The organism is Candidatus Eisenbacteria bacterium (assembly GCA_030017955.1).
Lineage (GTDB): Bacteria > Eisenbacteria > RBG-16-71-46 > JASEGR01 > JASEGR01 > JASEGR01.
In genome coordinates this window covers 16,263-28,763 of the sequence record JASEGR010000008.1, presented here as the reverse complement: position 1 = coordinate 28,763, position 12,501 = coordinate 16,263, and the positions used below count along the sequence as shown (strand labels likewise).

At 53.6% G+C, this 12,501-nt stretch carries 8 protein-coding genes; all 8 read right to left on the bottom strand.

Annotated elements, in window-relative coordinates; genetic code table 11:
- Positions 1-53 precede the first annotated feature (53 nt).
- The gene (locus QME66_02165; GenBank protein MDI6807772.1) at positions 54-962 is read right to left on the bottom strand and encodes a tetratricopeptide repeat protein; all 909 of its coding nucleotides are present in this window, start codon (positions 960-962) and stop codon (positions 54-56) included.
- Positions 963-1,458: 496 nt separating this feature from the next.
- Positions 1,459-2,028: a phosphatidate cytidylyltransferase gene (locus QME66_02160; protein MDI6807771.1), complete on the bottom strand. Its 570-nt coding sequence runs from the start codon at positions 2,026-2,028 to the stop codon at positions 1,459-1,461.
- A gap of 54 nt (positions 2,029-2,082) precedes the next feature.
- Positions 2,083-4,440, bottom strand: a complete 2,358-nt coding sequence (locus QME66_02155) for a transglycosylase SLT domain-containing protein (GenBank protein ID MDI6807770.1) — start codon at positions 4,438-4,440, stop codon at positions 2,083-2,085.
- Between the two features lie 37 nt (positions 4,441-4,477).
- A complete protein-coding gene (locus tag QME66_02150) occupies positions 4,478-7,420 on the bottom strand; it encodes a M6 family metalloprotease domain-containing protein (GenBank protein ID MDI6807769.1) in 2,943 nt (980 codons plus the stop codon).
- A gap of 85 nt (positions 7,421-7,505) precedes the next feature.
- On the bottom strand, positions 7,506-9,026 hold the full coding sequence (gene guaA / locus QME66_02145; GenBank protein MDI6807768.1) for a glutamine-hydrolyzing GMP synthase: 1,521 nt from the start codon (positions 9,024-9,026) through the stop codon (positions 7,506-7,508).
- Positions 9,027-9,075: 49 nt separating this feature from the next.
- Entirely contained in the window at positions 9,076-10,641 is a 1,566-nt protein-coding gene (gene purH, locus QME66_02140) for a bifunctional phosphoribosylaminoimidazolecarboxamide formyltransferase/IMP cyclohydrolase (protein MDI6807767.1), read from the bottom strand.
- 28 nt (positions 10,642-10,669) lie between these two features.
- Complete coding sequence (locus QME66_02135; protein ID MDI6807766.1) at positions 10,670-11,566, bottom strand: phosphoribosylaminoimidazolesuccinocarboxamide synthase; 897 nt, start codon at positions 11,564-11,566, stop codon at positions 10,670-10,672.
- Positions 11,567-11,859: 293 nt separating this feature from the next.
- Positions 11,860-12,495 carry a phosphoribosylglycinamide formyltransferase gene (gene purN / locus QME66_02130; GenBank protein ID MDI6807765.1) on the bottom strand — a complete coding sequence of 212 codons (636 nt, stop codon included), beginning with the start codon at positions 12,493-12,495 and terminating at the stop codon, positions 11,860-11,862.
- Positions 12,496-12,501 lie beyond the last annotated feature (6 nt).

Sequence of the window (12,501 nt, the reverse complement as noted above, 5' to 3'; positions counted from 1 at the left end):
CTTAATATGCCGTCTGGACATACTACAAAGTTACCATGCCGGCATGCATGCTTTCAAGCGGGACGGACAGAAAGAAGATTCCTGGCAATTCCATTCAATGGATCAAGAAGGACCAGATGCTCAAGCTCCCTCTTCACTTCGTTCCAGAGTCCGCGCCTCATAAGGACCACACTCAGGTTTATTCTTGCAGCGATGAAAGACGGATTTCTGCGAAGCGCTCTTTCGAATGCCTCGATAGCATCATCCAGCATACCTTCATTCCCGTAGGCGACTCCCAGAAGGTTCTCAAGATCTGCATGGGTCGGTGTCCCACCCAACTCATGCTTGAGCAGCTTCACGGCCGCCATACAGTCACCTTGCGAAATCAATTTCAGGGCTTCCTTGTCAACGCCCCGGGTTTTCTCGCCTGCTTCTCGCCGCGCAGATTTCTTTGTCACCGGATTTCTCTTTCGCTTCGCGGCCTTGAGGCGCGCTTCCGCCTCGGAGATAATTTCAGGACGATGAAGTCTCCCGGAAACCTCCTGCAGGTTCTTTCCGGCCTCCCCGACCATGCCCATCTTGCTCAAGAGCACATAGAGACTCATATGAGCTTCCATGTAGTCGGGATTTATGTCGACGGCTTTCCTGAAATCTGCCAGCGCCTTCTCGTTCTCTCCCCTTTCCCCCCTCAGAAGCCCGAGACGGTTATAAAGGTCGGCGTATGTCGGGTTGAGCTTCAGCGCCTTCATGTACTCCTCCTCTGCAGAGGCGCTGTCATTTTTTCCCTCGAACATTTTCCCCATCTCAATGTGGCATCTGGTCGAATACATTGTGGCCAGCTCCATCGCGGCAGGATTGGCATGCATGCCAAGATACGGCTTCAGATGCTCCAGGCACTGCTTGTACTTTCCCAGCCCGAAGAGCTTCTGAGCCCCGGCAAGCCCCTCCTCGCCAAGAACAACAAACAACCTGTCAAGGTACATAGACTAGTCGGCACTCCTCACCGGAGAGATGTCCTTTCCCTCCTGCCGAAAATGTCGATCCTTCTTAGACTCGCTCACTCGAATTTGCGAACTCGGGCTCTGCCCTCAGACAGCGCAAATTCGTCCCTTCCGGGTCGTTCACTCGTCCAAGAAGGGAGTCCAGATATTTTCAGAAAGTCGGTTCAAGGACATCTCTCCGCCAGTGGCGACCATGTCCGTTGGGCTCGGCCAGGATCGGTGACGCGGCCTTCTCGGAGGTCGCTGTCGCGACGAGCAGGAGCGACGCGTATAGCGACGGGCGCACGCAGCGGAGCGAGCACGCCCCGTGGGCCACACAAATGGTATAGGGTCGTTCTGGCGGTCGAGAGCAGAGGGCTGGCGAGCACCGGAAGCGCAGCCAAGCCCGTGCCGAGGAACCGAACCCGGCCGAGCCCAAGCGCCGACAAATAGCCGTGTTCCTGGACGCATGTTCTCTCCCGCAAGGCTGGGCCACTTCTCACCCGACGAGGCTCATGGCAAAGCCGGCCGAAAGTGGAATGCGGAAATTATCATCCAAGGGTATAGGTAGAAGCTCAAAGATGGTGCCAACAAGTGAGCCGGCAAAGATCTGTGCGGGCGTTAGCCCCGGCACAATCCAGCCGACAATCAGACACGAGACGAAACAGGCCGCGCTGCCCTCAACTGTCTTGCCAAAGACACGAGTCCTGCCAAAAGCTTTTCCGAAGAGAGCCGCCATCGTGTCACCCACTATCAGGAAGGAGACACAGGCGACCGCAGGTGCTTTCGGAAAAAGATGGACTGTGAGCAGCGTGGCAAGAAGCAGATAGGTCGAACCCAGGAGACTAATATCCTCATGGTCCCGTATCAGTTCCCCAAGGAAATAGCGGAAAAAGTTCCTTACTCTCGGCTGATTCAACCGTACTGTATCCACCAGGAGAACAATCAGAGTGACAACAAGAAGAACCCTTCTGGCAACAGTCTCCGTCGGGGCATAATAGTACCAGAGAGGTATGACCAGAGATGCAAAGTGAATAGATTTCCGTTTTAGCTCAGAGAAAAAAAACATGCCTATCCCTTTTACCCCCGCTCCTGAGATCCGGATGCGCCCGCCCGGTTTCCGCTACTCCCGGGACAGATTTGGATACAGCTCAGAATAAGCAGCATAGGATGCGATCACATCTTTCACATATTTTCTTGTTTCCTTATACGGAATTGTTTCGACAAACATGTCGGGATCTTTCTCGCTGCTTGTGCTGACCCAACTCGCTACCGCGTCAGGTCCGGCGTTGTAGGCGGCAATCGCAAAAGTAAGGTTTCCATTGAACCGTTCAATCATTCTGGAGAGCTCGTGCGCGCCAAGAAGCGTGTTCTTTTCAGGCGAGAAGAGTTCCTTCTTCTCTACTCTCTTGAGGCCGGCCTTTCGCGAGATACTTCGCGCCGTCTGGGGCATGAGCTGCATCAGGCCCGTCGCTCCCTTCGGAGAAACCGATTGAGGTTCAAATGAGCTTTCGCTCTTGGCTATGGAGAGGAGAAGAAGCATGTCCACCCCGGCGCGGCTGGAGGCAGTTGAAAACTCACTTACAAAGGCCAGCGGATGAAGCACTTTGGCTTTTCCGTAAGGAAGTGACAGGTTGTAGCTCCCATCCGGAATGGTGCGGCCGACAAGAAGAGACTGCGGCACCATGGATTCATAACTCAGCAGGAAAGCTCTCAGGAGGCGGCATGACGGGTCATAGCTCCTGTGGTTCTTAGTGAGCAGTGAGGCGGCGTCACTTTTCATTCCGCAGGAGAATAGCTCGGTCGCGATTCTGAAGGCCCTGTCGGGGGAGAGAGTTGAATCACTATCTGAGAGTACCTCAAGAAAATAATACATGCTGCCGCCGCGCCATGCCTGGGAACCATCCCTGGCTGCCCCGCCATCTACGCCACGCTCACCGCCTGACATTTCCCCGAGAAGCTCCCTTCCTCTAACGCCGTGGTAGGAATTCTCTCCCATCCTTCCTGCAAGCTCGAACTGAGATAGCGCTTTCCCGTTCAGGCCGAGGCAAAGAAGGGCCTTTCCCGCCCAGAAGTGGGCGGACCCGCGGATTGAGGTGTCAATGTCGGCACGGAAAAGAGACGTCATGAGCTCGAGCGCTTCTCCCGGTCTTCCCAGCCTCAGGGCACAGAGTCCTGCTCTTGAGACCGCCTGAGCTTTTGCATTGCTAAAAGGCGGCACGGAGAAAGATCGCCGGTAGACTACTATGGCACTGTCAAGTTCGCCTATATGCTCCCAGACTCTGCCGAGCTCCCAGAGAGCCGCATCGAAGGTCGCGTCTCCCGGCGAAGCTCGCGACGCCTCGGTGTAGCTTGATATAGCTTCCTTGTACCTTCCAATCGCCATGGAGACTCTCCCAATCTTGAGAGCGATCCCGGCCTTTTCGCCAGGGTCATTCTCCAGCGAGATCGCTTTCCTGTATGCGTCGAACGCCTGAGAATACATCCTTTTGGATTGGAGGTAATCCCCGAGGGATACAAGAGAGAGTTTCATCACTTCCGGTTGCCTTGACCTTAATGAAAGCTGGCGCAGCTGCAGCAATGCCTTTGAGGGGCTCCGGCCGCGCAGGGCTGAGATCGAGGTGAAGTACTTGTCTTCGTCGGTAAGAGGTTTCCGTTGAGTTCTCCTTATCGCCTGAATTCTCTTCCCGGCTTCTTCCGACTCCTTTGTTTTCGGAAAACTCCGGATGATCTCTTTCCAATATTCCAGCGCGCTCTCCGGCTTGGAATTCTTCTCCTCAAGCTGAGCTTTCAGAAAGAGTGCCTGCATGGCAACTCTCTCATCCATAAGAAGTATCGAAAGCTCATCCTCACACTTCTTGGCGTCACCCGACTGAAGATAGAGTCCGGCAAGTGCCAGCCTGGACTTGACCTCGAATGGCTCACCTTTGAATCTCTCAAGGATGACTTTCCTGAGCTGGATCGCCCCCTCCAGGCCGCCGTTTCTCTCCTTCCAGGATGCCAGCTTATCAAGAATCTGACCTTCCAGAAGACTCCCTTCAATGTCTTTCAAATCTGAGGCCGTCACTGTCTCGTACCGGCCGGAGTTCATCGTCAGAAGGAGAAGAATCGAGGCCGCCTTTCTTCTTGCCTCTGGTCCGCCGGCGCCGTCAGTTCTCACGCTTTCGAGGATAAGCCTGGCCTCGGATTCTTTCTTGTCCCGGACCAGCAGCTTTGCGAGTCTCAGGAAACTTTCTGCTTCCTTCTCGCCGGCAGGCACCCCGATCGGACCGGACGAGATCAGAACACCGAGGCTGTCGCGCAACTCTCTCTTCTTCACCGCAACATTCGCCGCCGCTTCCCGGAGTCCAAACTTGCGGTTGAGAACCTCACTGGTTTCGCAGTTCTCTATCGAGTCAACAAGGGAAAAGGCCCTGGAGGCAATTGGATTTCCGAAGCTCTGGCCCATGAAGAGAGCAAGGAAGAAAGCTGCGCTGACCATATGTCTCAAGATATTCAGATTCGTTTTCCTCCGCAGTCTATCTCAGAAGGACGATTGTTCTGGTGACGGAAAGTCCTCCCACCGAGATTCTGGCCATGTATAACCCCGCTGGAGCTCTCTTCCCTTCGTCGGTTTTTCCGTCCCACACGATTTTGTGGTAGCCGGAAGTGATCAATCTCTGCTTGAATGATCTCGTGAGTCTCCCCATGGGATTAAAGATCTTTGCCTCGACAGGGACGTTCAGGACCGCGCCATTCGCCCCCTCTGCCACAAACACAGCGATCTCACAATTAGTGTTTTCGGCAAGAAACGGATTAGGAAAAGGACGCGAAATCGACGAGCTTGCGATCCCGCGCGGGATGTAAATACTCCTGGGACCATGTGTCCTCGTACCCTTTGTGGCCGAGGAATCCTCCAGGATATATGAGTAGGCGTATCCCTCGGTGACTGTCGAGTCAACAAACGAAAGGGTCGAATCGCCGGGGGATGGCTGGATCGGAAGACTGTTCAGCTTGATGTATTGACTCGGGGCAATTCCCAGGCAGGAAATCTCATCGAGAGAAGATGACCTGTAGACGTTGAATCCGTCCCTTGAGTAGGCTCCCGTGATCTCATGTATCGTCCAGGTGAGTGTCACCTTTCCTGATTGGAGATAGGGCGATTCGAGCTGCACGACATATGGATCGTATCTTGTGGTCACGGTGATGTCATCGATGTACCAACCCTCCCCGCCTACGCTGCCGTCTGCGCCGAATCTGAACCTGACTCTGCAGGGTCCGCTTACTGAAGAAAGGTCAAACTCAGCCGGTATCCACCCGCCGGGAACAGACTTCTCGCTGCTTCCAGAAAATGCGCCCCTCCGTGAAATTGGGCTGTCAGGATTGCCTTCGATTGTAAAGGGATAGCCTCCGGCAGGCGCAATCTCTTTCCATGTCTTGCCGTCGGAACTCATCTCGACAGTTCCGCCGTCCCATGCCCTGTTCAGGCTCAAAGTCTCGGCGTCAATCCAGTAGTAGAACGCAAGCTTTGAATCCTCTCCAAGCATGAAGAACGGTGTGACCAGGGCCGCATCCAAGAGGTTGCCGTATGGCGCCAGTCCTCCCATCCCGCATTTCCAGCTGTGAGTCCCGCTTCTTGCTCTCTGACCTGAGATACGCCACTGATCCGAATATCCGCTCCTGACAGGATAATGACTCCAGCCGGCTGCACCGCTCTCAACCTCCTCCGACAGCCCGTACGCATCGCCTATGAGGACAACAACACTGTCTGAGGAAGAATAGGTTCCGGACGTCAGCTTGAATACAATCCATACTGGAAAGGGATCCGAAGGAGGTTGTGACTTGACGTGAAAATCGAAAGTCCCTTCTGCCTCAGAGTCACCGCCGATCTGTCCAAGATCAAGCGAACTCTGTTGAATCTCAAGGTATCCAGGAGGATTGCCCTCACCAACAAAGGACACATTCACACCCGGGGCATCGGTGCCGTCATTTCTCACCGAAAACTTAAGCTTGAAATCCTCGTCGAAATCAGGGCGGCCGTCGCCATTCCCTATGGGAAACGTATCGACAACACTGGCAGTTGAAATCCGCAGTGATGGCGTGGTTTCGACGGTCACGTCTGCCTTCATGACCAGCCCCGGATTTGAAATCCCGGAAACCGCAACCTGGACATCGCTGCCGGAGTATGATTTTGAGCCCGGATTCGTGTTCGGGCCGAATTCCCTGTTCCAGGTACTTCCGGGGAACGGATCTCCTGAGTCAGCTTCTTTGTTTGATTCAAGGTCCCTTCTTCCATCCGCCTGCTCAACTGCCACCATGTAGTGGTTCTTGTCATCATTTCCATAGACCGATTCATCGATATGGTAGATAAGAAGTCCTTCACCCTTCAGATATTCGTCAAAAAGCCGCCTCTTCCTGTTTTCGACGAGGAAGTACTCCTGCCCGGCAAGACCGTTTTTCCAGAGCTTCAGCGAAAAGGCATTGTCTTCTGCAGCCGGGATCGAAACGGATGTCTGGTTTGTCGAAGGCTCGTCAGGGATCACAAAACCAAGAGCTGCCTTTGACCAGGCATCAAGATGGACCGGCCTGGAATCATCGTTGTACGGATCGCCGTCCGACTGGGGACCTCCCCAAACCCCTGTTCCCATCAGAGACCAGAAGCCAACTCCCTGTGAATAAGGGGGGGAAGTGTCATAAAGATCAGGAAGCCCCATGACGTGGCCAAACTCATGGGCAGGGACTCCTATCGAGCCGAGCTCGGGGGCAAAGGCATATTCGAGGATATGAACGCCATCGACAAGAGGAGGGTTCTGCACAAACCAGAAGTGAGAGTGGAAATCAGACGGAGAACCGCTGTTCTCATAGCCCATTCCTGCATGAATGACAATGATACCATCCACAACCCCGTCTCCGTCATTGTCAAACTGAGAAAAATCCACAAGAGGGTCCGCAAGCTGGACCGCTTCCTCAACAAGACCTTGCGCATTCTGTGGGTAGCACGAGGCGCAGAGTCCAAAGTTCGAGGTCCCGCCGTTCATGGTGTAATAGGACATCGGGTGGGGAACCTTGACCCAGACCGTGGTTGTCCCAATCAGGTCGAAGCTCCCATAGGAATTTTCAAGGTAGTAGTCCCGCATGCTGCCGGTGGGATACACCCCCTTGCTGAACAAAAGTGTATCAATATAACCTTTAGTCTTACGGGCTGTTACATCTTGAAATTCAACCAAAATGGCAAGCGTATTCCAGCCTGTCACGAAGCTTCTTGCAGAGAGACGCCTGTTTTTCCTTCGAATAGATTCCCCGGGCTTCTGCGAAGGGCGGTCAACGCCGAGTTTCGCCAATTCCTTCTTTTCCTCGACGAAGAGGCCGAGCTTCCCTTCTGACTTGAGCTGCTCAACCACTTCGGGGTGGAGCGGCGCTGAGAGCAAAGGTCCCGGAAGGAAAAGAACGACAAGAGCCGCCAGGAATACAATTCTTCTCACAGGTCCCTTTCTCTCAGATACGCACGCCGTCTCGCCAACGATGACGACCGGATGGCCAATGAGCCTTGGCTGGCTCCGTTTCTCCTCATTCCCATTCTATCGTTGAGGGAGGCTTTGAAGAGACGTCATAGACCACCCTGCCGATCTCCTTCACCTCATTTACTATCCTGTTTGACACCTTGGCCAGAAATCGGTGAGGAAGCCGCGCCCAATCCGCCGTCATCCCGTCCCGGCTTGTCACAGCCCTTATTGCAACCACCCTCTCATAGCTCCTTTCATCTCCCATGACACCGACTGTTCTCACGGGAAGAAGGACGGCAAACGCCTGCCAGACTTTCCCCAGGAGCTTGGCTACCTTTAGCTCTTCCAGGAATATAGAATCGGCTTTTCTCAGAATCTCAACAGACCTGGCGTCAACTTCTCCAATGATTCTTACTGCGAGACCAGGGCCCGGAAAAGGATGCCTTGACAGCATCGAATCGGGAATCCCGAGAACCTTCCCCACCTTCCTTACTTCGTCTTTGAAGAGGAGCCTCAGGGGTTCGACCACTCTGAGCTTCATGTCACCGGGAAGTCCTCCGACATTGTGATGGCTTTTTATCGCACTCGATGAAGAGCCCACACGGCCGCTCTCTACCACGTCAGGATAGAGTGTCCCCTGTGCGAGAAAGGTCGCACCGGCAGAGCCTGCAATTTCATCGAAGACTCCGACGAATTCTCTTCCGATGACCTTTCTCTTTTCCTCGGGGTCAACTATTCCCTTGAGATTCGAGAGGAATCTATCCCTCGCATCAACGCTCCGTACAGCGAGGCCCAGCCGCTTGACGTTTCTCAGGACTTCTTCCTTCTCTCCTTCCCTCAGAAGGCCGTGATCAACAAAGACTGGAATCAGCGAATCCCCAACGGCTTTCTTGAGAAGAACCGCGGTGACCGTTGAATCAACGCCACCGCTCAATCCGCATATAACCTTCTTCTCCCCGATTTCATTCCTCAAGAGAGCAATTGACTCCTCAACGAATCCCTTGCTTCTCCAGTCTTTCCTGCTTCTACATACCCGAAACACAAAATTGCCTATCACTTTTCTTCCACAACCTGTATGCGTCACCTCCGGATGAAATTGCACCAGGAATATTCTTCTCTCTTCGTGAAATGCCGCGGCATTCCTGCAGTCTTTTGTCCGCGCAGCTCTGACGAACCCGTCAGGAAGAACCAAGACATTATCGCCGTGGCTCATCCAGACTTTCGAATGCATCCCGATGCCGTAGAAAAGCTCGCCCCGCTTGATGAGCTCAAGTTCGGAGAATCCGTACTCTCTTTTCGACGACCGGACTATCTCCCCGCCCAGCAGGCGGGACAGGGCTTGCATTCCGTAGCAGATGCCAAGAATCGGCACCCCGAGCGAGAGAATTCCAGGATGCGGAAGAAGGGCACCATCCTCAGTTACACTTTTAGGACTTCCGCTTAGAATGATTCCTGATACCCGGAGTTTCCTGAGCTCATCCGGGTCAATATCGTATGGATAGAGCAGGCACGAGACACCCAGCTCCCTCACCCTTCTTACAATGAGCTGTTTGTACTGGGAGCCAAAGTCAAGGACCGCAATCATCGGACATCACCCCGGAAATTCGACCTCAAGAACATCCTAACGCGGATTTTCAGTGCTTGAAGCATCTTCTGCCCGTGAAAACCATGGAGATACCGAGCCTGTTGCATGAATCGATCACTTCCCTGTCCCTGATCGATCCGCCGGGCTGGATTATTGAAGAGACCTTTCCTCTGGCACATTCTTCGACGTTGTCGACCATAGGGAAAAAACCGTCTGAAGCAATCGCAGCCCCTTCGGCTCTTTCACCTGCGGTCCTGAGTGCGATCGATATGGAATAGAGCCGGTTCATTTGTCCTGCCCCTATTCCAACAGTGCCTTTGCCCTTTGCTATTACTACCGCGTTCGACTGAACATACTCCACTATTTTCCACGCGAAGAGAAGTGAATCCATCTCTTCCTTCGACGGCTTCCTTTCGGTCACAACTTGAAGTGTCTCCGTCCCCAGAAGTTTCGGCTTGGTCTGGACGAGCATCCCTCCGGGGCACTGTTTGAATTCGAATTCTTCATAATAGCCAGGATCCCCCAGCCATGGGAGAAGGAGAAGTCTCCTCCTCTTGCTTTTCTTTGACAGGGCACCAACAACAGTCTCAGAAAAAGAGGGCGCAACGATTGCCTCGATGAAGCCTGCAGCGTTAATGAGATTTGCCGCATCTTCATCGATTTCCCTGTTGAACCCAATGACGGAACCAAAGGAAGAAACCGGGTCTGACTGGATGGCCAGGGAGAAGGCCTCTGATAAGTTTCTTCCCTCTCCTACTCCGCACGGATTTCCGTGCTTGATAACGCAGGACGCAGGCTCACTGAAAACCCTGAGAATCCTGGAGAGCGAGGTCACGTCAAGCAGATTGGTGTAGGAAAGCCCTTCTCCCGAAACCTGGGTCAAAGAGGAGAGAGAAAACTCCTCCCTGCCAGTTGAATAGAAAGCTCCATCCCTGTCGGGATTCTCACCATACCTCAGTTCCTTCTCCTTCTTGAGCCGCAGCAGAAGCTCCTGAGGCAGGCTGTCATTCTCACCTGCCTCACCCGCCATCGCAAATTGAGAGAAGTATGAGCTTATGTCATTGTCGTATTCTTTGACGTCCCTGAAAGCTATTGAAGCAAGCCCGAGTCTCGTTGCCCTTGAGATTTCGCCGGTCCTGTCGAGTTCCGATATGAAGCTCCCGTAGAGTGAAGGCCTCGAGAGTACCGCCACATGCTCCCAGTTCTTCGCGGCAGCCCTCACAAGAGCGACACCGCCTATGTCAACCATCTCAACAGCGTCTTCCGGTCCAGTTTCACCTTTCTTCACTTGATCCGAGAATGGATAGAAGTTACAGACAACTATCTGAAATGAAATTCCACCGATTCCGCTAAGCTCCTCTTCTTCGCCGGAAACGTTGTCTCTGACAAGTACACCGGCAAGAAGCTTCTCCCTGAGAGTCTTTATCCTCCCGTGAAGAAGCTCTGGAAGTTCAAGTTCCTCTTCAAGAGTAAAGCACGATATACCGGCCTTTTTCAGGAAGCCGGCAGTGCCGCGTGTTGCAAAGACCTCCACCCCGCTTCTCGAAAGCCCTCTTCCGAGCTCGTCAAGCCCTTCTCTGTTCGAAACAGATAGGAGCGCTCTCCTGGGTTTCACTTGTCCCACGACTCCTTTCATTTTGGAGTTAGATTCCCTTTCTGCCGGTGAGCCTGGTCAGCATGTCTTCGTAGCCTAGTCTGGTCTTTTCTACAATTTCCCGTGGAAGGACCGGAGGAGGAGGTTCTCTTCTCCAGCCAATCGAATCCAAATAGTTTCTCACGATCTGCTTATCGAGACTTCTCTGCGGGCTGCCGGGGCAGTACCCCTGAAGCGGCCAGAATCTCGATGAATCAGGCGTGAGGGCTTCGTCGATGAGAGTGAGATTCTCTCCGACCATTCCAAACTCAAACTTCGTATCTGCAACGATGATCCCCTTTTTCATGGCGATCTCATGCGCTTCCGAATAGAGTTTGATGCTTCTTCTGCGCAGCTCTTCCACCAGCTCTGCCCCGAAATCACGGCGGAGCACCTCCATGCTTCTCGGCTCATCATGCCCGGTTGTCGATTTCGTTGTCGGAGTGAAAAGCGGCTCATCAAGCTTTTCGCATTCCTTGAGGCCCGATTTAGCTTTCCTTCCGCCGATGCAGCCTGTCTCCAGATATTCTCTCCAGGCGGAACCGGAAACGTATCCCCGGACAACACATTCGATATCGATTCTCCTGGCTTTCTTCACGATCATCGACCTTCCCTCGAGAAGCATCTTGTGCTCAATCATCTCGCCGGGAAGCGAGTCGAGCGAAGAAGTGATGAAGTGATTCCGGACAACGTGGGACAGTATCTCGAACCAGAAAATCGAGATCTGAGTCAGGATCTTTCCCTTGCCTGGGATGGGAGTCGGAAGCACGCAATCATATGCAGAAATCCTGTCCGTCGCCACTATCAGAAGTCTCTCGCCAAGGTCATAGACTTCCCTCACCTTCCCCTTTATCCAGGGCGAGGCATGTATTAGCGAGAGCTCCGTCAGAATATCCTTTTCATTCATGGGCTGGGCTTCTGGTGCTCGTGGGCTCTGTCCCCATCGAGATGTCCTTTCCCTCCTGCCGAAAGTGTCGATCCTTCTTAGACTCGCTCACTCGAATCTGCGTGATGGCGACTGAGCCCTTCACCGGCTCCGCTCCGGGATGACCCATCTATGGCTCGCCAGGCGGGGAATCTTTACCCCTCCCAGCCTCTAAAGGGCTGGGTATCCCCACCTTGCTCGCCGAGATGGGTTCCCCATCCCTCCCGCGAAAGCCGACTCATGGCTCATCGCCGACACGACTCACTGTTCGCCATCTATTCTTCCGGCCGGACAACGACCCTTCTGCCTGAGACTTCGAGTCTGCCTTGAGCGAAGAGCCTCACGGCCTCCGGATAGATTCTATGCTCCTCAGCCAGAATTCTCTCGGAAAGAGAATGAGCCGTGTCGTTGTCGTAAACAGGCACAACTGCCTGCAATATGATTGGGCCCGAGTCAACGCCTTCATCAACAAAGTGAACTGTGCACCCGGCATACTTGACACCGTACTCAAGCGCCTGTCTCTGCGCCTCAAGGCCTCTGAAGGAAGGAAGCAGCGATGGATGAATGTTTAGGATTCGATTCCGGAAGTTCTCCAGAAACGTTTTTCCGAGGATTCTCATGAATCCCGCAAGCAAGACAAGGCCCACGTCGAAGGACTTCAATATCCGCGTGTACTCCATCTCAGTCTCGGCCGGGAGCCTCGCCTTCTGAGTCCCAGGGCTCACGAAGAATGACGGAATCCCATACTCCTTGGCCTTCTCAAGAGCTCCTGCAGTTTGGACATCGCTGAGGACAACTGCAACTTCCGCACCAAGCACTCCTCTTTTCTGAGCTTTCAGGATGGCCTCAAGGTTTGTTCCTCTCCCCGAGGCAAGCACCCCGCACTTCAGCAACGCTTTTTCTTGCGCCATACCAGA

Coding starts and splice junctions, on each gene's coding strand:
- purN (MDI6807765.1), bottom strand. CDS start 12,495: ATGGCGCAAGAAAAAGCGTTGCTGAAGTGCGGGGTGCTTGCCTCGGGG.
- QME66_02165 (MDI6807772.1), bottom strand. CDS start 962: ATGTACCTTGACAGGTTGTTTGTTGTTCTTGGCGAGGAGGGGCTTGCC.
- guaA (MDI6807768.1), bottom strand. CDS start 9,026: ATGATTGCGGTCCTTGACTTTGGCTCCCAGTACAAACAGCTCATTGTA.
- QME66_02135 (MDI6807766.1), bottom strand. CDS start 11,566: ATGAATGAAAAGGATATTCTGACGGAGCTCTCGCTAATACATGCCTCG.
- QME66_02155 (MDI6807770.1), bottom strand. CDS start 4,440: ATGGTCAGCGCAGCTTTCTTCCTTGCTCTCTTCATGGGCCAGAGCTTC.
- QME66_02160 (MDI6807771.1), bottom strand. CDS start 2,028: ATGTTTTTTTTCTCTGAGCTAAAACGGAAATCTATTCACTTTGCATCT.